General features: G+C 72.6%; 23 protein-coding genes, 1 tRNA gene and 2 pseudogenes. 9 read left to right on the top strand and 17 right to left on the bottom strand.

Annotated features, from left to right (window positions below; genetic code table 11):
* The 3 genes and pseudogenes from B1H55_RS12920 to B1H55_RS09830 form a co-directional block, all read left to right on the top strand.
* Window positions 1-144: pseudogene (locus B1H55_RS12920) on the top strand (ABC transporter ATP-binding protein); the annotation flags it as partial.
* 34 nt (window positions 145-178) lie between these two features.
* Window positions 179-1,051, top strand: a complete 873-nt coding sequence (locus B1H55_RS09835) for an ABC transporter permease (protein ID WP_077239813.1) — start codon at window positions 179-181, stop codon at window positions 1,049-1,051.
* Between the two features lie 162 nt (window positions 1,052-1,213).
* The gene (locus tag B1H55_RS09830) at window positions 1,214-1,963 is read left to right on the top strand and encodes a response regulator (RefSeq protein WP_073454042.1); all 750 of its coding nucleotides are present in this window, start codon (window positions 1,214-1,216) and stop codon (window positions 1,961-1,963) included.
* Window positions 1,964-2,054: 91 nt separating this feature from the next.
* On the opposite strand, the gene pth is transcribed toward B1H55_RS09830, so the two are convergent.
* Window positions 2,055-2,651: an aminoacyl-tRNA hydrolase gene (gene pth, locus B1H55_RS09825; protein WP_077239812.1), complete on the bottom strand. Its 597-nt coding sequence runs from the start codon at window positions 2,649-2,651 to the stop codon at window positions 2,055-2,057.
* Between the two features lie 23 nt (window positions 2,652-2,674).
* The gene (locus B1H55_RS09820; protein ID WP_077239811.1) at window positions 2,675-3,283 is read right to left on the bottom strand and encodes a 50S ribosomal protein L25/general stress protein Ctc; all 609 of its coding nucleotides are present in this window, start codon (window positions 3,281-3,283) and stop codon (window positions 2,675-2,677) included.
* Between the two features lie 268 nt (window positions 3,284-3,551).
* Between B1H55_RS09820 and B1H55_RS09815 the strand changes: the two genes are divergently transcribed.
* Together B1H55_RS09815 and B1H55_RS09810 are read left to right on the top strand one after the other, a co-directional pair.
* Entirely contained in the window at window positions 3,552-3,806 is a 255-nt protein-coding gene (locus B1H55_RS09815; protein WP_077239810.1) for a prevent-host-death protein, read from the top strand.
* The gene (locus tag B1H55_RS09810) at window positions 3,799-4,200 is read left to right on the top strand and encodes a type II toxin-antitoxin system VapC family toxin (RefSeq protein ID WP_077239809.1); all 402 of its coding nucleotides are present in this window, start codon (window positions 3,799-3,801) and stop codon (window positions 4,198-4,200) included. The genes B1H55_RS09815 and B1H55_RS09810 overlap by 8 nt, the downstream gene beginning before the upstream one ends.
* Window positions 4,201-4,263: 63 nt before the next feature.
* Here the strand turns inward: B1H55_RS09810 and B1H55_RS09805 are convergent, their stop codons facing one another.
* The 13 genes from B1H55_RS09805 to B1H55_RS09745 all read right to left on the bottom strand — a co-directional run bounded on the left by B1H55_RS09805 (window position 4,264) and on the right by B1H55_RS09745 (window position 21,861).
* On the bottom strand, window positions 4,264-5,205 hold the full coding sequence (locus tag B1H55_RS09805) for a type I 3-dehydroquinate dehydratase (protein WP_080461714.1): 942 nt from the start codon (window positions 5,203-5,205) through the stop codon (window positions 4,264-4,266).
* Complete coding sequence (locus B1H55_RS09800) at window positions 5,198-6,178, bottom strand: Ppx/GppA phosphatase family protein (protein WP_077239807.1); 981 nt, start codon at window positions 6,176-6,178, stop codon at window positions 5,198-5,200. The genes B1H55_RS09805 and B1H55_RS09800 overlap by 8 nt, the downstream gene beginning before the upstream one ends.
* A gap of 27 nt (window positions 6,179-6,205) precedes the next feature.
* A complete protein-coding gene (locus B1H55_RS09795; protein WP_077239806.1) occupies window positions 6,206-6,784 on the bottom strand; it encodes a DUF501 domain-containing protein in 579 nt (192 codons plus the stop codon).
* The gene (locus B1H55_RS13035) at window positions 6,781-7,503 is read right to left on the bottom strand and encodes an FtsB family cell division protein (RefSeq protein ID WP_269459589.1); all 723 of its coding nucleotides are present in this window, start codon (window positions 7,501-7,503) and stop codon (window positions 6,781-6,783) included. The genes B1H55_RS09795 and B1H55_RS13035 overlap by 4 nt, the downstream gene beginning before the upstream one ends.
* A gap of 204 nt (window positions 7,504-7,707) precedes the next feature.
* Window positions 7,708-8,994, bottom strand: coding sequence for a phosphopyruvate hydratase (eno, locus tag B1H55_RS09785; protein ID WP_077239805.1), 1,287 nt, complete (start codon window positions 8,992-8,994; stop codon window positions 7,708-7,710).
* A gap of 183 nt (window positions 8,995-9,177) precedes the next feature.
* Window positions 9,178-9,765, bottom strand: a complete 588-nt coding sequence (locus B1H55_RS09780; protein WP_077239804.1) for a hypothetical protein — start codon at window positions 9,763-9,765, stop codon at window positions 9,178-9,180.
* Between the two features lie 139 nt (window positions 9,766-9,904).
* Window positions 9,905-13,621 (bottom strand): transcription-repair coupling factor, encoded by a 3,717-nt coding sequence (gene mfd / locus B1H55_RS09775; protein ID WP_080461713.1) that lies wholly within the window; start codon window positions 13,619-13,621, stop codon window positions 9,905-9,907.
* Between the two features lie 109 nt (window positions 13,622-13,730).
* Window positions 13,731-15,158: a hypothetical protein gene (locus B1H55_RS09770; RefSeq protein WP_077239803.1), complete on the bottom strand. Its 1,428-nt coding sequence runs from the start codon at window positions 15,156-15,158 to the stop codon at window positions 13,731-13,733.
* Between the two features lie 107 nt (window positions 15,159-15,265).
* A complete protein-coding gene (locus B1H55_RS09765; protein WP_077239802.1) occupies window positions 15,266-15,937 on the bottom strand; it encodes a DUF4352 domain-containing protein in 672 nt (223 codons plus the stop codon).
* 97 nt (window positions 15,938-16,034) lie between these two features.
* Entirely contained in the window at window positions 16,035-19,235 is a 3,201-nt protein-coding gene (locus B1H55_RS09760) for a PKD domain-containing protein (RefSeq protein ID WP_080461712.1), read from the bottom strand.
* Between the two features lie 384 nt (window positions 19,236-19,619).
* Window positions 19,620-20,603, bottom strand: a complete 984-nt coding sequence (locus B1H55_RS09755) for a ribose-phosphate diphosphokinase (RefSeq protein ID WP_077239799.1) — start codon at window positions 20,601-20,603, stop codon at window positions 19,620-19,622.
* Between the two features lie 58 nt (window positions 20,604-20,661).
* Window positions 20,662-21,681, bottom strand: a complete 1,020-nt coding sequence (locus B1H55_RS09750) for a bifunctional UDP-N-acetylglucosamine diphosphorylase/glucosamine-1-phosphate N-acetyltransferase GlmU (RefSeq protein WP_077239798.1) — start codon at window positions 21,679-21,681, stop codon at window positions 20,662-20,664.
* Between the two features lie 108 nt (window positions 21,682-21,789).
* Window positions 21,790-21,861 (bottom strand) — tRNA-Gln (locus B1H55_RS09745).
* A gap of 250 nt (window positions 21,862-22,111) precedes the next feature.
* On the opposite strand from B1H55_RS09745, the gene B1H55_RS09740 reads away from it, so the two are divergent.
* The 4 genes from B1H55_RS09740 (at window position 22,112) to B1H55_RS09725 (ending at window position 25,364) form a co-directional block, all read left to right on the top strand.
* Window positions 22,112-23,461, top strand: coding sequence for a glycerophosphodiester phosphodiesterase (locus tag B1H55_RS09740; protein WP_157750287.1), 1,350 nt, complete (start codon window positions 22,112-22,114; stop codon window positions 23,459-23,461).
* A gap of 66 nt (window positions 23,462-23,527) precedes the next feature.
* Complete coding sequence (locus tag B1H55_RS09735; RefSeq protein WP_077239796.1) at window positions 23,528-24,130, top strand: hypothetical protein; 603 nt, start codon at window positions 23,528-23,530, stop codon at window positions 24,128-24,130.
* A 70-nt stretch (window positions 24,131-24,200) separates the two neighbouring features.
* On the top strand, window positions 24,201-24,473 hold the full coding sequence (locus tag B1H55_RS09730) for a hypothetical protein (RefSeq protein WP_077239795.1): 273 nt from the start codon (window positions 24,201-24,203) through the stop codon (window positions 24,471-24,473).
* Window positions 24,474-24,584: 111 nt separating this feature from the next.
* Window positions 24,585-25,364: a YveK family protein gene (locus B1H55_RS09725; protein ID WP_077239794.1), complete on the top strand. Its 780-nt coding sequence runs from the start codon at window positions 24,585-24,587 to the stop codon at window positions 25,362-25,364.
* A 54-nt stretch (window positions 25,365-25,418) separates the two neighbouring features.
* On the opposite strand, the gene B1H55_RS09720 is transcribed toward B1H55_RS09725, so the two are convergent.
* A complete protein-coding gene (locus B1H55_RS09720) occupies window positions 25,419-26,444 on the bottom strand; it encodes a glycosyltransferase family 2 protein (RefSeq protein ID WP_231952631.1) in 1,026 nt (341 codons plus the stop codon).
* Window positions 26,441-26,669: pseudogene (locus B1H55_RS09715) on the bottom strand (glycosyl transferase family 2); the annotation flags it as partial. The gene B1H55_RS09720 and the pseudogene B1H55_RS09715, both read right to left, overlap by 4 nt.

Below are 26,669 nucleotides of genomic sequence, written 5' to 3'. Positions count from 1 at the left end.
ATCGGAGAACTCGCCGCCGCCCACAACATCACCCTGCACGAGCTGACCACCATCAAAGCCAGCCTCGAAGACGCCTACCTCGAACTCACCGGAAGCGCCACCGAATACAACACCGCCCCAACAGGCCGGTCGCAGCGCAGTTGAGAACGCGCCCGGCCGCACAACCAAGGAGACAACGATGACTACTTCCGCGCTCACCTCAGCGGATCAGATCCACCTCACTCGCCGCAGCGCCTCCCGCAGGGGCGTCACGAGCGCCATCAAGGGCAAGCAGACCTTCGCGCGCAGCCTGCGCTCGGAATGGCTCAAACTCGTCAGCCTGCGCTCCACCTGGGTCACCTCCGCCATCACCGTGGCCGTCATGGTGCTCTTCGGCGCTAGCACCGCCGTCGGCTACCACGGGGTGGCGGAGAAGGCCGACGAGGCCAAGTACGAGATCACCTCCGGCGCGCCCTTCGGCTACATCGTCGTCGCTGTGCTCGCCGCGCTCCTCGTCACCAGTGAGTACGCCTCCGGCCAGATCCGCTCCACCCTGACCGCCACCCCCCACCGAGGCCGAGTGCTCATGGCCAAGGCCGCGGTCGTCGCGGTCTTCGGCTTCGCCCTGGGAGCCGTGTCGACCATGGCGACCTGGGCTGCCACCCTTCCCTTCCTCAAGGGTGACGCCGGCTCCCTCACCAGCAGCGGTTACCTGGGCTTCTTCTGGGGCTCCGGGCTCACCTTCGCCGCCATCGCGCTGATGGGTCTCGCCTACGGCTTCCTCCTGCGCTCCACGGCGGGCGCCATCACCACCGTCGTCGTGATCCTCTTCGTCATCATGGTGCCGGTGCAGATCATGGCTGCGCAATGGGACTGGGCCACCGAGCTCGCGGGCCTGCTCCCCACCTCCGCCGACGCCGCGATCACCGATCCCTTCGCCCTGGCGAGCACGTGGGGCGTCTCAGGCACAGCGACCTTCCTCTCCCAGGCGCAGACCGCATTGGTCTTCCTCGCCTGGACTGTCCTCCCCCTGCCCATCGCCGCAGCGGTCTTCTGCAAACGAGACGCCTGAGTTCCATAGCAGGGGCCGGGGTGCCGACACCCGAGGGGCGCCGGCGCCCCGGCGAGCCCCGTCGCGGTCTATGGTGGGGGCGTCCAAGCAGTGCCCCACGCCTCAGGATGGCGCGTGCGCGGTCCTGCGCTGGGACGAGGAGGATCAGGAGGGATCCACGTCATGGCAGATGCCCATGTGAGCGGGGCCGATACGGCCGAGCGGACCGACCCCGCGCCCGAAGCGGCGCCATCGCAGGGCGCCGGCGCCCCGGTGCGCGTGATCCTGGCCGATGACCAGTCCCTCATGCGGATGGGCTTCCGCATGGTCCTCGACGCCGAGGAGGGCATCGAGGTAATCGGCGAGGCGTCCGACGGCACGGCCGCCGTCGCCCAGGCCCGGGCCCTCAAACCGGATGTCATCCTCATGGACGTGCGCATGCCCGGCATGGACGGCATCGAGGCCACCGCGCGGATCACCGCCGAGTGCCCGCAGACGCGCGTCCTCATCCTGACCACCTTCGACCTCGACGAGTACGCCTTCGCGGGCCTGCGGGCCGGGGCCTCGGGGTTCCTGCTCAAGGACACCCGGCCCACCGAGCTCGCCGAGGCGATCCGCACCGTAGCCAGCGGGGAGGCGGTGGTCTCGCCCCGTATCACGCGGCGGATGCTGGAGATGTTCGCCGGCAATCTGCCGAACGCGGTCAGCGCCCCCGACCCCGAGGACCCGCGCCTGATGTCGCTGACTCCCCGCGAGAGGGAGATCCTCATCCTCATGGCCCAGGGAATGAGCAACCAGGAGATCGCGAACGAGCTCATCGTCTCCGCGACCACGGTCAAGACCCATGTGGGCAACGTCCTGGCCAAGCTGGACGTGCGGGACCGGGTGCAGGCCGTCGTCGTCGCCTACGAGACGGGGCTCATGGCGCCCTGAGCGGGGTGGGGCGCGGGCCCTCCGGCCTTCCTCCCTCCGTCTCACCCCCGAGGGGGTGTCGAGCCCGCCCGTTCCAGCGAGGTCGGGGACGTCAGGCGGAGTGGAGCCGCTGCTGGGCGGCCTCGAAGCCGAGGATCGTCAGGCTCTCGACGGCGTCGGCCGCCTCCTCGCAGGTGACCGCCCAGTCCGCGCTCTCGCGCGCCGGGAAGTCGGACAGCACGAAGTCGGCAGGGTCCTGGCGGCCGGGCGGTCGGCCGATGCCCACGCGCAGGCGGGCGTAATCGCGCGTGCCCAGGGCCTGGGAGATCGACCGCAGTCCGTTGTGCCCGCCCTCGCCGCCGCCGCGCTTGAGCCGCAACTCATGGGGGTCGATGTCGAGCTCGTCGTGGATGACGAGCAGGCGCGCGGTGGGGTCGATGCCGTAGAACCGCGCGAGGGCCTTGACCGGGCCACCGGAGACGTTCATGAAGGCCTCCGGGCGGCCGAGGATGACGCGGGGCCCGGGCGCGCCGCCGGGCAGGATGCCGAGGCGGGCCTCGGCGACGCGGGCGCGGGCCTTGTGGCGGGAGAGACGAGACCCGGTCCGCCCCGCCAGCGCGTCGATCACCATGTGACCGATGTTGTGGCGGTTATGGGCGTACCGGGCCTCGGGATTCCCCAGCCCCACGATGAGCCAGGGGTCGCTCATGGGCGATCAGCCGAGTGTGCGCGTCACTCGGCGGCCGGGGCGGCCCCGTCCTCGGCGGCCGCGCCCTCGGTGGACTCGTCCTCGGCGCGGGTCGTCGGGATCGTCACGTTGACGACGGCGAGCTCGGCATCGGAGACCGCCTCGACGCCCTCGGGCAGCGCCAGGTCGGCCACGGTGATGATGGTGCCGCCCTCGACGCCGGTGATGTCGACGTCGATGGCCTCGGGGATGGCGATGGCCTGCGCGGTGGCCTCGACGTGGTCGAGCTCGATCATGTGGATGGTGCCGGGAGCGGAGGTGCCGACGACGTTGACGGGGATCTCGACGTCGACGCGCTCATTGCGGTTGACCAGGAGGAAGTCGACGTGCTGGACGCCGGGCCGGATGGGGTGGCGCTGGATGTCCTTGACGATGGCGAGCAGGTCCTCGCCCTCCAGGTCGATGTTGACCAGGGCGTTCTCGTTGCCGCGCAGGGCGAGACGGGTGGCGTGCTCCTCGAGGAGGATGTGGCGGGGCTCGGAGCCGTGCCCGTAGACGACGGCGGGGCACTGGCCGTCGCGGCGGGCCTGGCGGGCAGAGCCCTTGCCGGAGCCGGTGCGGACGGTGGCCTTGAGGGTGATGGCGTTGGACATCTGGGTCTCCTGGGGAGGCGGGGCGGGCCCCGCGCGTCGGTGGTCCGGCGTGGCGCGACGACGCGCGGCACGCTCCGGTGCCACCACGTCGATCACGGATGCACGCGCTCGCGCGTGTCCCTCGCCGGGGTTTCGGGCCAACAGTACGGCACACCGCCACGCGCGGGCCAGGCGGGAGCCGGTGAAGCGGGCCACCCCGGACGCCAGCAGCGCGGGGTGGGGAGGCGCCCGAGGCCATCCGCGTAGCAACAGGGGCTACGATCGTGGCATGACCGCGGTGATCGGGCAGCGCGAGCTGCGCAATGACAGCGGCGTCATCATGCGCGAGCTGACGGGGGGAAAGACCCTCATCGTGACTCGCAACCAGGTGCCAGTCGGCGAATTGCGGCCGCTGCGGCGCAGCCGGACGGTCCGGCGGGAGGTTCTTCTAGCCGCACTCGCAGGCGCTCCAGAGGTCGATCACGAGCGATGGATCGCGGATCTCGACGCGTCCATCGACCAGGATCCTGAGCCTCATGCCTGACGTCGACGTCGCCCTCCTGGACACCTCCGTGGTCATCGACCTGCCCCGGGTCGATCAGTCACGCCTTCCTGCGGAGCTCGCGATCAGCGCCATCACACTGGCAGAGTTGAGCGCCGGCCCGGCATTCAGCTCCGACCCGCTCGAGCGGGCGCGCCGTCAAGCGCGTCTCCAACTCGTCGAGTCGCTCATTGACCCCATTCCATTCGGAGCGGAGGCCGCCCGGGCCTATGGAGTGATCGCCGGCGCCGTCATCGCGGCCGGGAGGCGGCCCCGTCGCCGGGGCGCCGACCTCATGATCGCCGCGACCGAACTCGCCGACGACATGCCTCTCCTCACGCGCAATCCGGAGGATCTCCGAGGGCTCGACGAATTGATCACCCTCGTCGCGCTGTAGCGGGATTCGGCGAGACTCTTCGAGTCCCCGACGCCCCGGATGCTCTCGGGACAGGGCCCAGCGTCAGTCGGCTTGTGGAGAACCGCCCGGTTTCGATGCCGTTTTCGACCGGTCTCGGTGGGAGAGAGGGAGGAGGGCGGCGATGGGGGGCTGGCCGGGGGCGGAGGCTGCGGCGGAATCCGCGGTGACGGTGGCGAAGGTCAGGGCGGAGCCGTAGCGCCAGCCCTCCAGGCGGCTGCGCCGCCCCCGCTCCCCCATGGAGATGACCGCCACCGGGATGCTGAGGGAGGCCCGGGCCCGCGCCGCCACCTGGAGCGCGCGGTCAACGTCCTCCTCGCTGCGCGGCATGACGGCGATCTTCGCGCAGTCGGCGCCGTCGGCCTCCATCCGCTCCAGCCTCTCCAGCATCTCCTCATCGGGCGGGGTGGCGGTGAAGTCGTGGCTCGATGCGACGACGGCGATCCCCTCTTCGTGGGCCCGCTCCGCCAGGGCGGCCAGGGCGCCGGTGGACAGCTCGACGTCGAGCGCATCGGCGATGGGGCGCTCACCGCGCCCGCCGGCCTGGAGGTCGATGAGCGCACCCAGAGCCTCGGCGTGCTCGCGCGGAGCCAGGGCCGCGCCACCGCCCTCGCGTCGACTGCGCGCGGTGGCGAGCAGGGGCGTGCCAGTGGGGGCCAGGGCTGCGGCGACCACGAGGATGGCCTCGTGCCAGGAGGAGGCCAGAGCCTCCGGGGCAAGACCCTCCGTGGGCGGGGCGAGCAGATCGAGTCGGAGCTCCACGAGATCCGCACCAGCGGCGGACGCCGCGAGCGCCTGGGCGAGCACGGAGTCCGAGCCCCCAGCGCCGCCAGTGCCCCTCGCGCCATCGAGGGCGTCGGCTGTCGTGGCCACGGCGATGACCGCGTGGTCCCCGCCGAGCTCGGTCGTCCCGATCCTCGCTGGGTGCGGGCAGCGCGGCGAACCGGGCGGCGGGACCGGACCCGCGCCCGCTGAAGCCTCAATCATGGCGGTCCGCCCCGCCCTCGACCAGGGACAGGGCGATGCCGTCGAGGATGTCGGTGAGCGAGGTGACCGCGGACTCAAGGGGGCGCCCGGCCTCGCGCGTGCGCTCGGCGACCCGGCCGATGACCTCGGACCACACGAGGGCCCCGGCGGCGATGACGTCGCGCCGGCCCGGGCGAAGGTAGTCCCAGGACTCGCGCTCGGCCGCCGTCGAGCGAAGGATCGCCTCGCAGGAGGCCAGGATCGTGCCCAGCGGCAGGCGGGAGCCGTGGATCGAGTCGGGGTCGAAGTCCGACAGGCGCAGGGCGTGGGCGGTGATCGTGGTGATCGTGCCCGCCAGGCCCACGAGCTCCTCGGTGGCGCCCAGGTCCATGACCTCCTCGGCGCGGTCGAGGAGCTCGCGCACATGCGCCCGGGCGGCGGCCTCAGCGGCGGGGGTGACGCCGTCGGCGAGGTAGCGCTCGGTGACGCGCACGGAGCCGGTGTCCAGTGAGATCGCCGCCTCGGGGGCGCGCGCGCCGAGGACCAGCTCGGTGGAGCCGCCTCCGAGGTCGACGACGAGGCGCCGCCCCTCGCCCCGCGCGCCCAGGAGCGAGCCGGCGAAGGAGAGCCGGGCCTCCTCGTCGCCGGAGACGACCTCGGGCTCGATGCCGAGGCGCTTCCGGACGCCATTGACGAAGAGGTCCCGGTTGCTCGCGTCGCGGGTGGCGGAGGTGGCGACGAAGCGCGCGCGCTGGGCGCCGGTGGCCCGAATGCGCTCGGCGTAGTCGGCGACGACATCCAGGGTGCGCTCGAGGGCCCCATCATCGAGGCGCCCGGTCCTGTCCACGCCCTGGCCGAGGCGGACGATCCTCGAGCGCCGTTCGACCTTCTCCAGGCGCCGGCCTGTGGGCCCGCCGTCGGGGTGGGCGTCGGCGATGAGCAGGCGGATCGTGTTGGTGCCGCAGTCGATCGCGGCGACGCGGGTGGGCGCCATGGGTCCTCCGAACAGGGTCGGCAGTGGTCAGCAGCTGCAGCGGCGATCGTCCCACAGGCCGCGCTCGCGCAGGGCCTCCAGGGTGAGGTCGCCGATCGGGTTGATGCCCGGGCCGGCGGCGAGGGCGTGCCCGAGGAGGGCGTGAAGGCACTTGACGCGGGTGGGCATGCCGCCTGCGCTCACGCCCTCGATCTCGTGGGGGGAGCCGAGCTCGGCGCGGGCCGCGAGGTAGTGCTCGTGGGCGCGCCGGTAGGCGTCGGCGAGGGCCTCGTCCTGGCCGAGGCGGGCGTTGAAGTCCTCCATGAGGTGCTCGGCCTCGAGGGTGGAGCAGCCGCGCACGGCGGCGGGGTGCGTGAGGTAGTAACTGGTGGGGAAGGGGGAGCCGTCAGGGAGCCGGGGCGCCGTGCGCACGACGGTGGGGCGACCGCACACGCAGCGCGCCGCGATGGAGACGACGCCGCGGGGCACGCGCCCGAGTTGCTCGGCCAGGGCATCGAGGTCGACCTGGGAGACTTCCGGGGGGGATGGGGGCACGGGACTCTCGCGCACCGTCGTATTCTCCTCCGACCGGTCCTGCGCTCTCCGCTCCGCCTGCTCCGCGCTCATCTCGTGGCCTCGGGGGTGGCGGGCGCCGCAGGGGTGGCGCTCGGGCTCGCCGAGGGGGCGGCGGTATGAGTGGGGGCGGGGGATGCGCCGCCGGCGACGATGGCGGACTCGGTGAGGGCGTCGTACCAGGGGGCGCGGGTCTGCTCCTTGGCGGCGGCCTCGGCGTCGGCCTGCGCCTGCGCCTGCGCCTCATCGGCGCCGACGACGACGTAGCTCGTCTCCCCAGGCATCACGTAGGAGAGGCGCTCACGCGCCTGGGAGCGCACATAGGTCTCGTCCTGCCATCGGGCCGCCTCCTGCTCGAGCGCGGTGGCGGTGGCCCTGGCGGCGTCGATCTGCTGGGTGACGGCGTCGTACCGGGCGCGCTGCGCCAGGTAGTTGTTGAGAGTGGGGAGGACGACGACGAGGGCGAGGATGAGCACGGCCGCGAGCACGAGCAGGCGGACGGGAAGGGCGAGGCCCTCCGGGCCGCCGAGGCGCAGGACCATGGGGGTGGGCGCCGGCTGGACGGCGGGCGCCTGGGCCGCGCCGTGCTCGGAGCCCGCGCTGGGCGGCTCGTCCCGGTCGGTGCGCTCAGTCCGCTCAGCGCGGCGGGGACGAATGGAGTCCCCGGTCTCGATGAGGCGCCCGGGCCCGGTACTGCGGGCGGTCGTGCGCGGGGTGGGGCGCGCCTCGGAGCGGGCCCTGGGGCGGGCGGGGGTCGGGCGGCGCGGGCTCATGGGGCGATCCTGCCGCAGGGCCGGGCCTCCTCCAAGCAGGCGCACCCGGGAGTGGTACGGACCATGGGCGCGGAAGGATCACGGGGCAGTGTCGGGGAAGTGGCGGGAAAAGGCCTCGCGCGGGCCGACAGTCGTCGGCCCGCGCGAGGCGGTGGGCGTCAGATCGCCCTGATCCGGGGGCGGGCGCGGTGCCCGGCCCTGGGATCAGGCCTTGAAGCGCGGGAAGGCGGAGGCGCCGGCGTAGACGGCGGCCTCACCGAGGGACTCCTCGATGCGCAGGAGCTGGTTGTACTTGTTGATGCGCTCGCCGCGGGCGGGGGCGCCGGTCTTGATCTGGCCGGAGTTGGTGGCCACGGCGAGGTCGGCGATGGTGACGTCCTCGGTCTCGCCGGAGCGGTGGGAGGTCATCGACTTGTAGCCGGCGCGGTGCGCCATCTCGACGGCCTCGAGGGTCTCGGTGAGCGAGCCGATCTGGTTGACCTTGACCAGGAGGGCGTTGGCAGCCCCGAGCTCGATGCCCTTGGCGAGGCGCTCGGGGTTGGTGACGAAGAAGTCGTCGCCGACGATCTGGACGCGGTCGCCGATGCGGTCGGTGAGGGCCTTCCAGTCGTCCCATTCGTCCTCGCTCAGCGGGTCCTCGATGGAGACGATCGGGAAGTCGGTGATGAGCTTCTCGTAGTAGTCGACCATGAAGGCGTTGTCGCGGGCCTCGCCCTCAAAGTTGTACGTCTTGGTCGCCTCGTCGAAGAACTCGGAGGAGGCGACGTCCATGGCCAGCGCGACATCGGCGCCGGGCTTGTAGCCGGCCTTCTCGATGGCCTCGACGATGAGCTCGAGGGCCTCGCGGTTGGAGTCGAGGTTGGGGGCGAAGCCGCCCTCGTCGCCCAGCCCGGTGGACAGGCCGCGGCCCTTCACGACGGCCTTGAGGGAGTGGTAGACTTCGGCGCCCATGCGCAGGGCCTCGCGGAAGGTCTTGGCGCCGATGGGGGCGATCATGAACTCCTGGATGTCCACGTTGGAGTCGGCGTGGGAGCCGCCGTTCATGATGTTCATCATCGGGACGGGCAGGATGTGGGCGTTCGGGCCGCCGACGTACTGGAAGAGCTCGAGGCCGGCGGAGTCGGCGGAGGCGGCGGCGGCGGCCAGCGAGACGCCGAGGATGGCGTTGGCGCCGAGCTTGCCCTTGTTGGGGGTGCCGTCCAGGTCGATCATGAGCTGATCGAGACCGCGCTGGTCGGCGGCGTCGTAGCCGATGATCTCGGGGGCGATGGTCTCGTTGACGTTAGCGACGGCCTTCTCGACGCCCTTGCCGAGATAACGGCCCTTGTCGCCATCGCGCAGCTCGACGGCCTCGAAGGCGCCGGTGGAGGCGCCCGAGGGGACGGCGGCGCGGGCGAAGGAGCCGTCCTCCAGGAGGATCTCGACCTCGAGGGTCGGGTTGCCGCGGGAGTCGAGGATCTCGCGGGCGTGAACGTTCTCGATGAGGGCCACTTGGTGCTCCTTTGTCGTGTGAACCGATCGGGGTGATCCGGATGCGAGCCCAAGCCTACCGGGACGAGCAGGTCCGCACGAGGGCCATGGTCCTCGGATCGGCGTCGTTCACGCCGGGCGAGAATGCGCCTCGCGCCCGGCTCCGGGCACGAGGCGCAGCAGGGACCCGGCAGAGACCCGGCGTCAGCGCGCGCCCGGCTGCTGCGCGCCGTGCTCCGGGGAAACGGGCTCGACCCGGGAGGGCTCGAGGATCCAGGGGCGGGCCCTCGAGTAGCGCGGGGAGACCTCGATATCCGCGGCGCCATTGATCCGCTGGATGTCGGCCTGCGCCTGCACGGCCCGCGGGGCGTCGATGCCGCCCTCGCCGGGGTTGGAGATGACGCCGTACAGGTAGCCGGCGCGCATCGCCCGCCGCGCCTGGACGGAGTGCTCACCCTCGCCGACCTGGTCGTCGAGCAGGAGGTCGACCTGCTCATCGCTCACTGTGAGCCCCTGGGCCGCGCAGACCTCCTCGATGAGGTCGGCTGAGACGAGGCGCATGAGCGTCTCGGAGACGGGCCAGTTCAGCGGCTTGAGCTCTTCGGCGACCTCCTGAAGGCCCTTCTCCGTGATCGTCGTCGAGTGCGTGGCGCCGTCGAGCCCGGTGTAGGAGACGGTGGCTGCGATGCCGGGCTGAGCGGAGCAGGCCCCCAGGGCGGAGGCGCCGAGCAGGAGGGCGGCGGAGGCGGCGAGGAGTCGGGGCGCGCGGGAGGCGATCCGGGGGGTGGTCACAGTGCTTCTCCTGTTCTCACGGCGAGTCACCGGGCCATCGTATCCCCGAGTGGCGCCGTCCACACCGAGTGGAGCGTCCTACCCGCACCAGTCGGTGAATCCCGCACCACTCGGGGCGAAGGTCGGGGCGAAGGATCGATCAGCGGCGGCGCCGGTAGGCGGCGGCCTCGGCCTCGTAGTCGGCCTCGCCCGCCACGACGGCGCGCAGCAGCACCTCGGCCCAGCGCAGGAGGGCCTCCCCCTCGATCGGCCCGCCGCCCATGCGCGCCGCGCCGGGTGCGGGCACCACGATGGTGCGAGTGGCGGGCTTGATCGTCGTGCCCGGGTAGAGGCGGGTGAGCCTCATCCGGCCGGATTCGGGCAGCTCCACGGGCGCGAAGCGGATGGACTTGCCCTGCGCCACGATCTCGCGCACGCCGACACCGGCCGCGAGAGCGCGCAGGCGGGCCAGCGCGGCCAGGCGCGCCACCGGCTCGGGCACGGGCCCGTAGCGGTCGGCGAGCTCGTCCAGCACGTCGGCCACCTGCTCATCGCTGCGGGCGGCGGCGAACTTCGTGTAGGCCTCCAGGCGCAGGCGCTCATGGGGCACGTAGTCCTCGGGGATGGTGGCGTCCACGGGCAGCTCGATGCGCAACTCGGCCTCGTCGTCGTCCGCCGCCGCCCCGGCTCCCTCCCCCATCCCCAGGGAGCGCTTGTAGGCGGCGACAGCGTCGGAGACCATGCGCACGTACAGGTCGAATCCGACCCCGGCGATGTGGCCGGACTGCTCCCCGCCCAGCAGGTTCCCGGCGCCGCGGATCTCCAGGTCCTTCATGGCCACCTGCATGCCGGCGCCCAGGTCGGTGTTGGTGGCGATGGTGCGCAGGCGCTCCAGGGCGGTCTCGGTCAGCGGCTTGTCCGCGGGGTAGAGGAAGTAGGCGTAGGCGCGCTCGCGCCCCCGTCCCACGCGCCCGCGCAGCTGGTGGAGCTGGGACAGGCCGAAGCGGTCGGCGCGGTCGACGATGAGGGTGTTCGCGTTGGGGACGTCCAGGCCGGTCTCGACGATCGTCGTGCACACGAGGACGTCGATCTCCTTGTGCCAGAAGTCGTCGATGACGGCCTCGAGCCGGGCCTCGCTCATCTGCCCGTGGGCGGTGGCCACGCGCGCCTCGGGGACGAGCTCGGCGACCTGGGCGGCGACGCGGTCGATGTCGGAGACGCGGTTGTGGACGAGGAAGACCTGCCCGTCGCGCAGGAGCTCGCGGCGGATGGCGGCGCCGACCTGCTTGGTCTCCCAGGCGCCCACGTAGGTGAGGATGGGGTGGCGGTCCTCGGGCGGGGTGGCCAGGGTGGACATCTCGCGGATGCCGGTCACCGCCATCTCCAGGGTGCGGGGGATGGGCGTGGCGGACATGGCCAGCACGTCGACGTCGGTTCGCAGGGCCTTGAGGGCCTCCTTGTGCTCGACGCCGAAGCGCTGCTCCTCGTCGATGATGAGCAGGCCGAGGTCCTTGAAGCGCACCTGCCCGGTGATGAGGCGGTGGGTGCCGACGACGACGTCGATGGAGCCGTCGGCGAGCCCGGCCAGGACCTGGGCGGACTCGGCCTCGGATTGGAAGCGGGAGAGCTGGGCGACGCGCACGGGGAACCCGGCGTAGCGCTCGGCGAAGGTCTCGGCGTGCTGACTGACCAGCAGGGTCGTGGGGGCCAGGACCGCGACCTGCTTGCCGTCGGCCACGGCCTTGAAGGCGGCGCGCACGGCGACCTCGGTCTTTCCGTAGCCGACGTCGCCCATGATGAGGCGGTCCATGGGCCGGGGCCTCTCCATGTCGGCCTTGACGTCGTCGATGGTGGCCAGCTGGTCGGGGGTCTCGGTGTAGGGGAAGGCCTCCTCGAGCTCGGCCTGCCAGGGTGTGTCGGGGCCGAAGGCGTGCCCCGCGGCGGCGGCGCGGGCGGCGTAGAGGCGCACGAGCTCGCCGGCGATCTCGCGGACGGCCCTGCGCGCCTTGGACTTCGTCCTGGCCCAGTCGGCGCCGCCCATCCTGTTCAGGGCCGGCGCGTCCCCGCCGACGTACTTGGTGACCTGGTCGAGGGAGTCGGTGGGGACCATGAGCCGGTCGCCGGGCTGGCCGCGCTTGGAGGGCGCGTACTCGATGACGAGGTACTCGCGGGTGGCGGCGCTCTTGCCCGTGCCGACGGCGCGGCGCCGCAGCTCGACGAAGCGCCCGACGCCGTGCTGGGCGTGGACGACGAGGTCGCCGGGGTGGAGGGACAGGGGGTCGACGGATTTCCGGGAGCGGCGGGCGGGCAGGGCCTTGGGGCCGCGCGGGCCGGTGGAGGCGCGCCCGGTGAGGTCCGACTCGGCGATGAGGGCGAGGCGCTGCCCGGTGGCGATGAAGCCGTGCCCGGCGGAGGCCTGGGTGATGCGCACGACGCCGTCGCCCCGCGGCCCCTCGGCGGCTGACCACCCCAGGTCGGCGGGTTCGTCGAGCTGGGTGACGATGCGGGCGGGGACGTCGCCGTCGGCGAGGAGCTGGGCCATGCGGCGGCCGGGCCCGGGGCCGTCGGTGGCGACGACGACGCTCCAGCCCTCGCGGGCCATGCGGCCGAGGTCCTTGACGGCCTCGTCGAGGCGCCCCCGGTAGCCCTCCGGGTCGCGCAGCGCCGGCGCTGTGACGTCCGGGGAGGCGGCGAGCGAGGTGAACGACCACCAGCCCAGGTTGGTGGACAGGGCCAGCGCCCGGGCCTCGCCGAGGCTCGCGAAGGCGGCGGCGGACAGGTCCACGGGGACGGTGCCGCCGGAGGCGGCGGAGGTCCAGGCGGCGGCGAGGAACTCGGAGGTGGTGGCCACGAGGTCCTCGGCGCGCCTGCGGATGCGCTCGGGCTCCAGGGCGACGACGAGCCGATCCCCGACGAGGTCGAGGACGGGCACCATGCGGGGGGCGAGCACGGGGGCGAGGGACTCCATGCCCTCGCAGGGGATGCCCTCGGCGATCTTGCCGAGCATGTCGGCGGCTCCCGGGATCGCCCCGGTCAGCGCCCGGGCCCGCTCCCGCACGGCGTCGGTGAGGAGCAGCTCGCGGCAGGGGTGGAGGGTGGCGCCGCTCAGCTCCTCCACGGTGCGCTGGTCGGCGACGGCGAAGGAGGAGACGGACTCGATGTCGTCGCCGAAGAAGTCGACGCGCACGGGGCGCGGCAGTGTCGGGGGGAAGACGTCGAGGATGCCGCCGCGCACGGCGAACTCGCCGCGCGACTCCACCATGTCCACCCGGGTGTAGGCGGCGTCGGCCAGGCGGGCCGCGATGGCCTCCAGGCCGTCGCTGGGGCCGGGGGCGAGCCGGATGGGCTCGATCTCGCCCAGGCCGTCGATGACGGGCGCCAGAAGCGCGCGGACGGGGATGATGAGGACGCGGATGGGGCCGTCGGCGCTGCCGCCGTCGCTCGTGGGCGCCTCGGCGGGGTGAGCGAGGCGGCGCATGACCGCGAGCCTGGTGGCCACGGTGTCCGCACGCGGCGAGAGGCGCTCGTGGGGCAGGGTCTCCCAGGCGGGGAGGACTGCGATGTCGGCGGGCGGCAGGTAACAGCCGAGGGCGGCGGCGAGCTCCTCGGCCTCGCGGCCGGTGGCGGTGACGACGAGCAGCGGCGAGCCCTCGGCATCTGCGCCGGTGGCGCCCGGCTCGGCCCCGGATCCCGTGCCCGCGCCCACGGCGCGGGCGACGCCGCGCTCCCCCATCGCCATGGCCGCGAGTATCGCGGGGCGCGCCCCGGGGGCGACGACGGCGCTGTTCTCGCCTCGTCCGGCGCCGGCGGCGGCTCTCACGAGCCCGGCGATCGCGGGGTCGGCCAGGAGCGGGGGGAGGAGGGCGGTCAGTCGCACGCGTCGAGTCTAGAGGCGCCGGGGACAGGGGCCGAGCGCGAAGGGCGGGACGGCGCTCGCCCGCCGGCCGGCGGCTCGGGGCGGAGCACCGCCCCGCCCCTATCCCGGGTTATGGGCTCGGCGGGAGGCGGAAGCGGGCGAGGTCGGCCGACGGGACGGTCGGCGCTCCGGTCCCGGGGGCGGCGGCGCTCGGCGCGACGACGGATTCCGGGGCCCCGTCGGGGGAACCCGCCACTGCCGCATCGTCGGCGAGGGGCGGCGCGACGACGGGCTCCGGGGCCCCGGGGCCCCAGCGCCCCCGGGGCAGCCCGGCGGCGTCGGCCCTCCCCTCGCGCTCGGCGGCGCTGGCGGCGACGCTCGCCCCCGCGATCACCCAGACCACGGTGGACAGCTGAGTGATGAAGGCGACGGATACGAAGGCCGGGATCATGGAGGCGATGGCGACCTGGGCGGCGTTGCCGCGGCCGCCCAGCACGCGCAGGACGACGTAGAGCGCGCCGATGATGAAGGGGATGACGGGCGCCCAGCCGTAGCGGAGGGCCGCCAGGAGCACCTGGTCATCGATGGAGCGGAAGCCCTCCCAGTACACCGTGCCGTTGCGGACGGTGCGGGCGGGCGAGGCCCCTATGAGCACCAGCCGTTTGACCAGGATGAGCAGTTGCCCCCGATATTCCGCGCTGCCCTCCTGCTCATCACCGGCCTTGGCGAAAACGCTCAGCAGCACGGGCGTGGCGATGAACACCCCGGCTCCCAGTGCGATGAGGGTGGCCGAGCGCCAGGAGGGGGTGAGATCGGTGCGCATGATGCTCAGGGAGAGGACGAGGGCGATGACGGCGCCGATGATGCCCGCGCGCGACAGGGACGGCAGGGTGACGCCGACGAGCGCCGCCATCCCGGCGATCCTCGCCCATGAGGGCCAGCGGGCGATGGCCACCATGGGGATGCCCGCCGCCATGGACACGCCGAAGACGATCGAGTGGCCGAAGGCCCCCTCGATGCGGGGCAGGCCGGCGCGGATCTGGATCTCCGCCCAGTCGGCGTAGGCGCGGGTGGGGAACTCGATGAGCACGAAGGGATTGACGCGGGTGATCGCCTCGTAGTAGCCGAGCGCGGCGGCGATGAGCCATACGGTGGCCATGGCGGTGGCGAAGTCCCTCAGGCCGATCCGCTCCACCAGCATGCGTCCGGCGAAGTAGGCGGGCACGGCGTCGAGGATGAGCTCGCCCAGGACCGTATTGGTGGACGCCCCGGCCACCAGCGACAGCGCCACGAGGGCGAAGCCCGCGCAGATGAGGAGGTCGCCCGGGGTGAGGCGCCAGGAGAAGTCGGCGGCCAGCGCCAGGCACACGAGCATGCAGACGCCGGCCGCGGGCGGGATGAAGAGGCCGACGTTGACGGTCATCCAGATCCCCATGAGGGCCAGGGAGGCCGCCACGAGCCGCGCGCCGACGATCGGCTTGCGCCGAACCGTCCACAGGGTCATCGCGATGACCGGGTAGGACAGGAGGACGATGGCCCCGAGTAGAAGCATCTGCATGATCGGGCCCTCCTCTCTCCCCGCGACGCCGCCCCGCCAGGGGCGTCAAGAGGCTACTACGCACCGCCCGCGCCCGCGCAGGAGCGCGGGTCAGGCGGGGTGGCCGCTCAGGACGCGGAGCCCTGGAAGACGACGGCGGGCTGCCCGGGGGCGACGGTCACGGTGACGGCCACCCGGTCGCGGGCATCCGCGGGCACGGAGAAGCGGAAGGACCCGGTGGCGCTCTGGCCCGCGGCAACGCTGCTGGGCAGCTCGGTGCCCTCGGCGGCACTGAGTGGGGCGGCGGGGATGGCGTCCTCGCCGTAGGTGAGCGTGGCGAGCGCCCCGGACAGGTCGATGTCCTGACCGCCCGCCGTGACGGAGAGATTGACCTGGAGCGCGGCGCCGCCGACCTCGCCGGGGAGGAGATCCTCCCCGGAGACCTCGACGGAGTCGAGGGAGGTGATGGTGACGGTCGCGTCCCCGGTGGTGGCGGGCTCGTTCAAGGCGACAGCGGGTGCCGAGGCCTCCGTGTAGCCGGCCTGGCCGGGCTGGAGGCCCTGGCCGTCAGCGGACTGCGCATCGGGGGCGTCGCCGTCGGGGGACTGCCCCGCAGAGGTGGCGGCCACGGGGGTTGGCGCGGTGGTGGCGCCGGCCGTCTCGGTGGTGGTCACCGGCGGCACGGACTCGGTGGCCGCGGCGTCGGTCGACGCGGAGTCGTTCGAGCAGCCGACGAGGATCGCCGCCGCCAGGACGAGGGCGGAGGCCCGGAGGATACGGGGACTTCCCTGAAGTGACATGGTGCCTTCCGTGGGATCGTTGGGAACGGGTGGGGCGCACCGACCGGCGGCGGTGAGGGGATCGGCCGTCGGTCGGTGCGCCCGGGTCAGTCGCCGGTCACTGCTCGATGGAGCGGGCCCGGAAATCGGAGACCAGGATCTTGTTGGTCAAGGAGGTCGCCGAGCCGGAGAGGTAGGCCGACATGAGGACCGAGCCGGCCCCCTGGATCTGCTCGGTGGCATCCGTGGCGGTCAGGGTGGGCGTGGTGGGCTCCTGCTCGCCGTCGAGCCACACGGTGGTGGCCAGGGACGTGGTTCCCGTGCCGACGGCGGAGGTCTTCACGTTGATCTTCTTGCCCACGTCCCAGCGGCCGGGCAGCGCTATCTGGGAGAGGATCTTCTCGCTGCCGCCGACCTGCGAGATGAGGAACACGAAGACCTCGCCCGTGGACTTGACGTAGACCTTCGTGGCGTAGGCGCCCGAGGCGGTGGAGCGGGGGAAGAAGGAGGCGTAGACGCCACCACCGGTGGGGGCCTCGGCGAGGGTGAAGCTGGAGGTCAGCTCCGTCGATGAGGAGGACACCCTGGGCAGCATGGCCGTGGAGGTCCAGGCGGCCTTGTTCAGCGCGATGGCACCGGCGCCGTCAGCCGAGGAGAAGCGCGAGGGGGAGGAGACCTTCCAGGCGCCGGCGACCTTGGCGTCGGGCCAGCCCTTCTCCTGGGACTTCGTGAAATCGGCCTGGGCGATGATGCCCTGGCCCTGCGGGACGTCGGAGACGGTGATGGACTGGCTGACGGACTTGCGGGCGCCGACGTTGTCGGTGACCGTGAGCGTCAGCGTGTAGTCGCCGGCCTCGGTGTAGGTATGCGTGGCGGTGGGGCCGGTGGCGGTGGTCCCGTCGCCGAAGTCCCACTCGTAGGACTCGATCGTGCCGTCGGAGTCCACCGATTCGGCGCCGTCAACGGTCACGGTCATGCCGGCGACCTGCGGGCGCATGACGGGGTGGGGCGCCACGTTGGCCGCCTGGCCCAGGCGCCGGGCGATCTGCTCGGCGGTCAGCTGGGTGTGGTAGATGGCGGTGGAGTCGACGGTCGCATCGAGCGTGCCGGGGGTCCTCCGGCTCACGCCGGGCCAGCCGCTCAGAGTGCTCGTGCCGAGGCGCCAGGAGCCGGAGAAGGACTGCGCCGTGGTCACCGCGCCATCGGCGGCGGCGAGCTCGCCGTCGATGTAGAGGTACTGCCCGGCGACCCCCAGGGTGGCGACGACGTGGTGCCACTTCCCATCGTTGAGACCGGCCTGCGAGGCGACGGCCTTGGTCTCGCCGGGGTAGACGCCGAAGCGGATGACGCCATCGGGGTCCATGTAGATCACGCGGTCGCGGCTGTCGTTCGCCTCGTAGCTGAGGATGGCGCCGCCGCTGGTGGAGGTGGTGCGCACCCAGGTCTCGATGCTGAGTGTCTGGACGGCACCGTCGGAGGCCGAGGAGACGGCGCTGCCGCGCCCGCCGATGCCCAGGGCCTTGGATCCCGCGCGGGAGCCCTCCTGGCCGGGCGTCACGCCTGAGGTGGCGGTCATGTCGCCGCCGCCGAGCACGTCCTTGAAGGTGGTCCCGGTCGGCTCGTTGAAGGTCCACAGGTGCTTGGCGCCCAGGTCGGCGGCGCCGGTGTCGAGGTCGTCGAGGTCGGGGCCCTTGGCGACGGTGACGCTCATCGGGTCGCTGGCCAGGGTGTTGCCGCCCGCGTCGGAGACGACGAGCGTGTAGGTGTGCTCGCCCGCGGGGGCGCGGTTGTCGCGCAGGGTTTTGCGGGACTCACGGCTCCAGAAGCGGTCCGAGACCGTCAGCGTGCTCGCGGGCGTCGCGGCGCCATCGCGGTAGAGCGAGTAGGTGAGGGTGGAGTCATCGCGGTCCCAGGTGGGGGTGAAGGCGACGTCGACGGCGCCGTCGGCGGGGGTGGAGATGCTCGTGGCGAGGTCTGCGGCCTTCCCCTCGGGGGCGTGGCTCTTGGTGGCGCCGCGCTTGGGGAAGCGGACGAGGCCCTGCTGGGCCTTGCCGTCGACGGCGAGGAACTCGCCCCCGGCGATGACGTACTGGTCATTGCCGGTGACATCCCAGGCTCCCTGGCCCAGGCCGGTGTAGGTGCCGGCGGACAGGTCCGGGAACCAGTCGACGATGCTGGGGGCCGGGTTGCCCGACCAGTCCTTGTAGCCATCGGTGCCCTTGCGGGAGACGGTCACGTCGGGGGAGTTGGTGAAGGAGGTGAGGCGGTACTGGCGCTGGCGCTTGACGCCCCCCTCGTCCTTGTAGTAGGAATCCGCGAATCCGCCGATGGTCTCGCAGGAGTGGGCGTGGCTGGCGATGTAGACCTGATCGCTCGTGGGGAAGACGGCGTAGGAGTCGCCGTGGCAGGGCTCCACCCAGATCATGTTGCCATCCCAGTCGGCCTTGAAGGAGCCCTCCAGGTTGGCGTTGCGCACGGAGTAGGAGTAGCCGGTTCCGTAGAGGCTGGTGCCGTCGGTCTTGAGGTCCGTGATGGCGCCGTAGACGCCGCCGTTGCGGACCTGGGAGTTGACGGGGGTGGACAGCACGGTGCCGTCGGAGGCGGAGACGAGGGCGAGGCCGTAGCCGGGGTTGCGGGAGCCGTTGAGCGTGGTGAAGGAGCCGCCGAGGGCGACCTTGGAGCCGTCGGGCGAGACCTGGAGGGACCAGACCTGGGAGTTGGTGCCCTCCGCGCTGGGCGCCCAGGAGAGGGTCTCACCGGTGGAGGCGCTCACCGCAGCCGCCTTGAGGCGCTGGACACCGTTGACGTGCTTGAAGGCGCCGCCGGCGTAGACCGTGCCGCCGTGGACGTCGATGGCCCGCACGGTAGTCTGGAACATGGGCCGGAAGGAGGAGATGAGGGTGCCGGTGGAAGCGGAGATGTCGAAGGCGGCCATTGCGCTGTGCCACTCGCCGTTGACCTTGTTGAAGTCGCCGCCGACGTAGAGGGTGCGCCCGTCGTCGGACAGGGCGAGCGCGCGCCCGGCGCCGTTGAGCTCGGGGGCGAAGCCATCGATGAGCTCACCGGTGCTCAGGCGGTAGGCCAGCATGTTGGCCCGGGGCGTCTCCTGGGAGCCGGCGGGGGCGCCGTGCGGGCGGGCCTGGGAGAAGGAGCCGACGACGTACACGATGTCGCCGACGATGAGCTGGTCCCACACGACGCCATTGATCTGCACAGTGGGCAGGGGGTCGGCCGTGTAAGTGGACTGGGGTCGACCCGAGGCATCGGCCTCCGCGGCGGCGGCGGGGGCGGCCGCTGCGGGCAGGAATGCCAGGGTCATGGGCAAGCAGGCGGCCAGTGCGGCCAATCTGCGCATAGAGCGGTGAGCACTCACGGTGATAGACACTCCGGGACTGTGTGAGGAACCAAGGGAACATCGAGGTTCGCCTTTGATCAGGGCATGGCGCCTGCAGTTGGGGAACGCACGGGCGCTGCGTCGAGTGTATGGCACAGGATGTCGGAACGACAGCGTACCTGGTTATGGGTGCATTCATCCCGAAAAGCGCCACCCATCACTTTGATATCATTTCGATAACACCGATTCGTCCATCCCATCCGACCTGCGTCGGAGTGCCACTCCAACGTTCGGAGGAGCCGAGGAGGACGGGGCCTTCCGCCACGGCGCGAGCACGGCGCAATGGTGCCGCACTGACTATGATTCGCCTCACACTCCGGCGGCGTCGAAGAGCTCGGCGACGGAGCCGTCGTCGAAGACCGCCTTGATGGCGCGGGCCAGGAGCGGGGCGATGGGCAGGACGGTGAGCTGCTCGAATCGCTTCTCCGGGGGGATCGGCAGGGTGTCGGTGATGACGACCTCCCGGGCGCCGCAGGTGGCCAGGCGCTCGATGGCGGGGCCGGAGAGCACCCCGTGGGTGGCGGCGACGATGACGTCCTTCGCGCCGGCGTCGAGGACCACCTTGACGGCCTTGGCGATGGTGCCGCCGGTGTCGATCATGTCGTCGACGAGCACGCAGGAGCGCCCCTCGACGTCGCCGACGACGCGGTTGGCCACGGCCTCGTTGGGGCGGGTGATGTCCCGGGTCTTGTGGACGAAGGCCAACGGCGAGCCCCCCAGGGCGTTGGCCCATCGCTCGGCGACGCGGATGCGGCCGGCGTCCGGGGAGACCACGGCGGCGTTGGTCACGTCGAGTCGGCCCTTGATGTAGTCCACGAGCACGGGCTGGGCCCACAGGTGATCCCAGGGGCCGTCGAAGAAGCCCTGCTCCTGAGCGGTGTGGAGGTCGACGCTCATGATGCGGTCCGCGCCCGCCGCGGCGTACATGTCGGCCACCAGGCGGGCGCTGATGGGTTCGCGGCCCAGGTGCTTCTTGTCCTGGCGCGCGTAGGGGAAGAAGGGGGCGACCACCGTGATGCGCTTGGCCGAGGCGCGCTTGAGGGCGTCCACCATGATGAGCTGCTCCATGAGCCAGTCGTTGACGCGGTCCCCGTGGGACTGCACGACGAAGACGTCGCAGCCGCGCACCGACTCGTTGAAGCGGACGTAGGTCTCGCCGTTGGCGAAGTCGTAGGCGGTCGAGGACAGGACCTCGGTGCCCAGCTCGCGCGCCACATCCAGGGCCAGCTGCGGGTGGGCCCGGCCGGAGACGATGACCAGTCGCTTCTCGCCGCTGGTGATGATGCCCGTCATGAAGTGATTCCCTTCGTTCGGGCCCGCCGGGCCCGGTCGGTGCGCGGGGCCGGGGCGGTCACGCGCCTGTGGTGCCGGAGCCCTGGACGGGAACCGGCGTCTCGGCGTCGTACTGGGCGAAGGGCGCCACGACAGCGCCCGCCGGGATATCGACGTCGGCGAGGATGGCGTAGGCGCCGATGCGGGCGCCGGGGCCGATGCGGGTGGCGCCCCTCAGGAGGACGCCGGGTTCCAAGGACGCGTCCGGGCCGATCTCGACGGTGACATCGACCCAGGTGGAGGAGGGATCGACGACGCCGACGCCGGATTCCATCGCGCGGGCGAGGATGCGGCGGTTGAGCTCGGCGCCGAGGGCCGCGAGCTGGGCCCGGTCGTTGCAGCCCTCGACGAGCCAGTGGTCGGCCACGACGAGCGCGGAGGTGGAGCGGCCCGCGGCATGGGCGTGGGCGACGACATCGGTGAGGTAGACCTCGCCCTGGTCGTTGTCCGTGCCCAGGGTGGCCAGGGCGGCGCGCAGGTGCGCCAGGTCGAAGACGTAGACGCCGGCGTTGATCTCGGTGATGGCGCGCTGGGCCTCGGTGGCGTCGCGCTGCTCGACGATCGCTGAGACGGTGCCGTCCGGCTCGCGCACGACGCGGCCGTAGCCGTGCGGGTCGTCGACGACGGCGGTGAGGAGGGTCACGGCGTCGCCCCGCTCGTGGTGCTGGGCCACGAGGGCGGACAGGGTGGCGGTGTCGAGCAGGGGCACGTCCCCGCTCGTGACGACGACGGCGCCGCCGGCCTCCTCGGGCAGTGCCGCCAGGCCGCAGGCCACGGCGCGGCCGGTGCCGGGGATCTCATCCTGATCGGCGGGGATGGCGTCGGGGGCGACCTGCGCCAGGTGGGCGACGACGGCGTCGCGCTCGTGGCGGACCACGACGACGAGGCGCTCGGGCCCCAGGCCCCGGGCCGCGGTGACGGCGTGGTCGAGGAGGCTGCGCCCGCCGATGCGGTGCAGGACCTTGGGGGTGGCGGAGCGCATGCGGGTGCCCTTGCCTGCGGCCATGACGATGACGGCGGCGGGAGTGGTGGGAGCCACGAGTCCTCTTCTCGCTCGAGATGGGCGTCTGCGGCGCTGCCGGGAGCATGACGCCCCGTGCTGGCCGAGCGGGCCGGTACGGGCACATCCTACGACGCCGCGCGCCGGTTCCGCCCCCAGGATTCGAACCCGGGCCTCAAGGCTCCAAAGGCCTGCGTGCTGCCACTACACCAGGGCGGAATGCGCAGGCCGCGCCCGGTTCCTCGGGAATCGGGCGCGCTCCTGTGCGGCGTACAGTCTCTCACTTTTTCGCCGCGACTTGATCACGGAGCGGAACTATCGGCACGATGGAGCCGCAATAGTCCCTTCGGGCAAGGCACCATGGTCCCCTGTTCGGACTGTTCCGGACCGCCACCGCCCATCCTCGCCACCCTCCCCCCAACGAGCGGCGAGGCCCGACACCGGAGCTCCCATGATCACAATCCGTGCCATGTCGTCGGCCGAGGGCACCTCCGCCACTGCCGCACCCCTCTCCGTCACCGCGCACGAGGGGGATCTGCTCGTCCTCGTCGTCGCCTCCCAGTTCGGGCATCTCGGCCGCCCAGCCGTCCCGGACGGCTGGGAGCACGCCTACACCGACGGCTCGGACTCCGCCGGCCGCTCGGGCTACATCGCCTGGCGCTGGGCCTCGTCCGTCGCCGACGCCCTGGACGTGACCTGGTGGAACCCGAGCAATAGGACAGGGGCCCGATTGCGCGGCCTCCTCCTGGCGCTCGACGGGGTCAAGCGGGACTCGATCCCCAGGATCACCACATGGAGCTCGACGCCCCCGACGATCCCGGAGCAGGGATTGATCCTCGCTCAAGAGCACGGCACCCGCTTCACCCCCCTGGACGCCTTCACCATCACCGGGGGCAGGGTGATCGCCTCCGGGGCCGCGAGCGCATCGGCCTCCTGGTCGACGATCCGCGCGGTGCTCACATCCACCGGCGGTGAACTGAACCCCGACCCGCACCCGGCGACGACGACGGCCTGGGCCTCACTCTCGCTGACCCCAGCCGTCACGGAGCTGGCGCGCGTGGAGGTGGTCGGCGCCGGGGGCGCCCCCACGCCACTGCCCGCCGCGGAGCGCAAACGGACCGCTCACACGGTGTCCTCGCTCCTCGCCTCCCGCAAGTGGACGGTGGCGCACCGCGGGGGCTCGGCGAGCTGGCCGGAGATAAGCCTGCTCGCCTACACCCAGTGCGTGGCCCGCGGCGTCCCGGCCCTGGAGTTCAGCTTCACGCTCACCTCCGACGGCGTGCCCGTGGGTGTTCACAATGTGAATCTGCAGGGCGTCGACCCAACCGCGCCGGCGACTCCGATCTCCCAACTGACCTGGGCACAGGTGCGCAAGTACCGCACCCGGGGAGAGCCGATCATCCGCCTGCAGGACCTGCAGGCGGCCTTCGGGCGCGACCACGTGCTGTTCGTCGACCCGAAGTACTCCGTCGGGCAACTGTCCACCTACCTGCCCTGGCTCGACCCCGAGCGCACGATCATCAAGTACTTCGGTGACGCCACCTGGTTCGCCAAGGCCTGCCGAGCCCGCGGCTTCACCACCTGGGGGTACTTCTACGAGCGGCACATCACCTCCGGGCAGGCCGCTCAGTGGGCCCGCCACTGGGACCTCATCGGCATTCCCTGGGAGGCCGGCACCGCCGCGTGGGCCACTGCGCGCTCCTACGGCAAACCGATCCTCGGACACATCTGCTCCTCCCAGAGGGCTGTGGATCGTGCCCTGGCGCAGGGCGCGATCGGCGTCATGCGCGCCGATATCGGCTCCCTGCCCGCTCTGTGATCCGCCATCGCGGCGCCCGACGCGAGTCCGACCCTCATGCCAGCAACCACTGATTCGGAGAAGCCCATGATCCCCCGGAGAGCCCTCCTGCGCGCTGCCACCGCGGCGCCCGCCATCGCGCTGATGGCCCCGACCGCCGTCGCACTGGCGTCGCCCGCTGCCACTGCCGCTCCCGCCCCATCGAGCGATGTCGGCCGGCGAGGCCTCCCCCGAACAGGCCCGCGACCGATCAGCGCCGGGCGCGCCGCTCCCGCCGCTCCCGCCGCGGGCACGATCCAGCTCGGGCCCGCCGCCCTCCTCGGGGACTGGACGGTGCTGCGAGTCGCGGTCGCCGACGGCGGCCAGGACCTGCTCATCCGCACCGAGGCCTTCGAAGATGCCGGCGGTGCTGCGGTGACCGATCAGGAGGAGACCCCGGCGGGGGGCCGGGCATCGCTCCTCGCGCCCTCGGGCATCCGCCTGCTCTCGCTGACCCGCGGCATGGCCCTGACCCCGGTGATCGATCATCCCGAAGTCTCCTCGCAAGCGGCACCGGGCACGATTGAGCTCTTCGCATTCTTCGAGGCCGTTACCGGCTCCGAACCGGTCGAGGTGCGCATCCCGGGTTTGGGGATCATCGAGAGCATCCCGGTCGTCTCCGAGGATGACGCCGGGTACTCCCTGTCATGACGAGCATTGCGAGAATGGGCGCCGACGTCACGTCCCGACGGCTGAGCGCTCCCCGCCGCCTCATCCGCCCGTGGGCGCCGGCCGGGCCCCGGCGCTCCAGGCGATCGCGCTCCTCATCCTCGTGCCGCGCTCGGGCAACACCTCCGTGGGGGCATGGGTGCGGGCCGACTATGTGTCAGATATCTCGATCAAGCAGACGGCCCGAGAACTCGCCCTGCCGCCCGCCTGTGCCCACCGCGACCCGGTGCCGCGGTCGCGGGCGGCGGACCGCCGGGTCAGCGACACTCTCCATGCCCTCCCCGATGGCCCCGGCCCCGGGCGGCGGAGCGGGCGCGCGGCCTGAATCCGCGACCACCGGCACGGGAGGAGCCCGGCCTAGACCTTGGTCTACCGTGTACCCATGACGGCTCGCGCGCGGGCCACCACTCACTCATCCTGAAGGAACCACACGCATATGGAGCCGGCCGAGATCCTCCGCTTGCTGCGCAGGCATGCCCCCGTCCTCATCTTGCACATCGCCCTCGGCGCCCTGGCCGGGTTCCTCATCGCGATCATGAGCACCCCCATCTACTCCTCGCACGCCAGCGTCGTCATCTCGACGTCGAGCCGCGAGAGCGGCGGACAGGACCTCGGCACAGCCTCCGGTCAGAACTCCCTCCTCATGCCCACGCTCGTCGAGCTGGGCACCACCCAGGGCGTCCTGGGCGAGGTCGCGGCGAGCACGGGCCTCGAGCCCGCCGCGGTCAAGGGGATGCTCACCCTGAGCGCCCGGGAGAACACCCTCTTCATCGACATCACCGCCAAGGCCCCCTCCGCGGACCAGGCCCACGCGGTGGCCGAGGCCGAGGTGGACGCCTTCAAGAAGGCCGTGAGCAAGTGGGGGTACAAGGACGGGCAGTCACTGACCGTGGAGGAGCAGGACCCGGCGACGCTGCCCACCGCGCCCATCTCGCCCATCCCCGGGCGCTACGCGCTCAACGGCGCCCTCTTCGGCACCGCGATCGGCGCCGCGATCGTCATCCTGCTGCGGCGCGCCGGCTTCACGGGGCGCCGCGGGGAGGGACGCAGGACCGCCGGGGCCGTCACCCCGCACGCGGACGGCGGCGCCCCGCGCGCCGATCGCGCCGCGAGTCCGACGGCATCGAATATGGCAGTTCCCTCATCCGCTGAGGACTACACGCCCCCGCCGGCCTCCTCCGAGCTCTTCCCGCCCTCGATGCGCCACCGCCGCTGACCGCGCGGCGCACGGCCACCGGCTCGACGGCGTCGGGACCGGCGGGCCGATGCCTCAGGAGCGGCCGTACTCGGCGTGGCCCGAGCCGCCCAGTGCGGCGGAGACCATACCCGCGCCGCGGGCCATGAGCCGGGCCCCCCTGGCGCGGTGAGCCGTGGAGCGCAGGATGATCCCCGCGCCCCCGCGCCCCGCGCCGGCGACGACGCGCGCCGCGCCCCCGATGAGGGCCCTGCCCCGGATCCGCGCGCGAGCGGCGCGGCTCCCCGCGCCCGCCAGGGCGAGATCGACCCGGACGGAGGTGGCGGCGTGACTGCGCTGCCGCCGCAGGATCCAGGCCCGGTCCAGGCGCTGCGCGGGCACATGGTCGACCACTCGGGCCTCCGCGCACCACAGGAGCGTCCCGCCGGCGGCCACGAGCGAGCGGGTGAGCAGCGTGTCCTCCCCGCCGGTGGCGCCGAAGCGCTCGTCGAATCGCAGGCCCCGAGCGCGCAGGAAGTCCAGGTCGAGCAGCAGGCAGTTCGAGGCGGCCGCGGGCCGTGCAGTGCCCGTGGGCCAGGTGGCGCGCACGAAGAAGCCCCCCTCGCGCACCCAGGCCTCGGGCTCGGCGTCGTAGGCGGGCAGCACATGACCGGCCACCGCCTGCGCCCCCTCGCGCGCCCACAGCTCGACCAGTGAGGCGAGCCAGCCCTCGAGGGCCTCCTCGTCGTCGTCGATGAACACCAGGAGGCGGGCTCCCACGGCCTCGTCGAGCGCCCGGTTGCGCACGGCGGCCACCCCGGGGCGCTCCTCGACGACGTAGCGCATCACTCCTCCGCCTGGGCCGGCGGCGAGGCGCTCGGCGGTGGCGCGCGCGCCGGCGGCGGGGTCGTTGTCGATGACGAGCAGCTCGGCCCGCGCCACGGGACTGGCCTCATCCGAGACCACGGCGCTCATCTGGGGCAGGACGGTTCCGACGGCGCGCTCCAGGCCATCAGGGCGCCTGTAGGTCGGGATGGCGACGACGAGCGAGACACCGCCCGTGCCCGCTCCGCGAGCGCCGTGCCCTCCCGGGGCGGTGGCGCCCACGCCCCCGGCGCTCACTTCTTCCTCCGGGGCAGTCGGGACCCGCGACTGTACTCCTGGACCCGCCCGCCGACGGCGCCCAGCACCATGCCCAGCGCGCCGGCGCAGGCGGCCTCGTGGCGACCCCGGCTCGCCTCGTCCCGGCGGGCGGCGCTGACCAGTGCCAGGGCGCCGTCGCGCCCGGCCCGCAGCGCGCCCTTGGCCGCGTAGCGGGCGCGCATGCCCAGGCCCGCCGCGCCCGAG

Origin of the sequence: Actinomyces denticolens (assembly GCF_002072185.1) — a bacterium.
In the GTDB taxonomy this organism is placed as follows: Bacteria; Actinomycetota; Actinomycetes; order Actinomycetales; family Actinomycetaceae; genus Actinomyces; species Actinomyces denticolens.
Note: the sequence above shows the minus strand (reverse complement) of the source record. Positions and strands in the feature narration are given on the sequence as shown.

What these genes read in the sequence shown, in the direction of transcription:
- B1H55_RS09835 (WP_077239813.1), top strand. Translation starts at nt 179, where the DNA reads ATGACTACTTCCGCGCTCACCTCAGCGGATCAGATCCACCTCACTCGC.
- B1H55_RS09830 (WP_073454042.1), top strand. Translation starts at nt 1,214, where the DNA reads ATGGCAGATGCCCATGTGAGCGGGGCCGATACGGCCGAGCGGACCGAC.
- pth (WP_077239812.1), bottom strand. Translation starts at nt 2,651, where the DNA reads ATGAGCGACCCCTGGCTCATCGTGGGGCTGGGGAATCCCGAGGCCCGG.
- B1H55_RS09820 (WP_077239811.1), bottom strand. Translation starts at nt 3,283, where the DNA reads ATGTCCAACGCCATCACCCTCAAGGCCACCGTCCGCACCGGCTCCGGC.
- B1H55_RS09815 (WP_077239810.1), top strand. Translation starts at nt 3,552, where the DNA reads ATGACCGCGGTGATCGGGCAGCGCGAGCTGCGCAATGACAGCGGCGTC.
- B1H55_RS09810 (WP_077239809.1), top strand. Translation starts at nt 3,799, where the DNA reads ATGCCTGACGTCGACGTCGCCCTCCTGGACACCTCCGTGGTCATCGAC.
- B1H55_RS09805 (WP_080461714.1), bottom strand. Translation starts at nt 5,205, where the DNA reads ATGATTGAGGCTTCAGCGGGCGCGGGTCCGGTCCCGCCGCCCGGTTCG.
- B1H55_RS09800 (WP_077239807.1), bottom strand. Translation starts at nt 6,178, where the DNA reads ATGGCGCCCACCCGCGTCGCCGCGATCGACTGCGGCACCAACACGATC.
- B1H55_RS09795 (WP_077239806.1), bottom strand. Translation starts at nt 6,784, where the DNA reads ATGAGCGCGGAGCAGGCGGAGCGGAGAGCGCAGGACCGGTCGGAGGAG.
- B1H55_RS13035 (WP_269459589.1), bottom strand. Translation starts at nt 7,503, where the DNA reads ATGAGCCCGCGCCGCCCGACCCCCGCCCGCCCCAGGGCCCGCTCCGAG.
- B1H55_RS09770 (WP_077239803.1), bottom strand. Translation starts at nt 15,158, where the DNA reads ATGCAGATGCTTCTACTCGGGGCCATCGTCCTCCTGTCCTACCCGGTC.
- B1H55_RS09765 (WP_077239802.1), bottom strand. Translation starts at nt 15,937, where the DNA reads ATGTCACTTCAGGGAAGTCCCCGTATCCTCCGGGCCTCCGCCCTCGTC.
- B1H55_RS09760 (WP_080461712.1), bottom strand. Translation starts at nt 19,235, where the DNA reads ATGACCCTGGCATTCCTGCCCGCAGCGGCCGCCCCCGCCGCCGCCGCG.
- B1H55_RS09755 (WP_077239799.1), bottom strand. Translation starts at nt 20,603, where the DNA reads ATGACGGGCATCATCACCAGCGGCGAGAAGCGACTGGTCATCGTCTCC.
- B1H55_RS09740 (WP_157750287.1), top strand. Translation starts at nt 22,112, where the DNA reads ATGTCGTCGGCCGAGGGCACCTCCGCCACTGCCGCACCCCTCTCCGTC.
- B1H55_RS09735 (WP_077239796.1), top strand. Translation starts at nt 23,528, where the DNA reads ATGATCCCCCGGAGAGCCCTCCTGCGCGCTGCCACCGCGGCGCCCGCC.
- B1H55_RS09725 (WP_077239794.1), top strand. Translation starts at nt 24,585, where the DNA reads ATGGAGCCGGCCGAGATCCTCCGCTTGCTGCGCAGGCATGCCCCCGTC.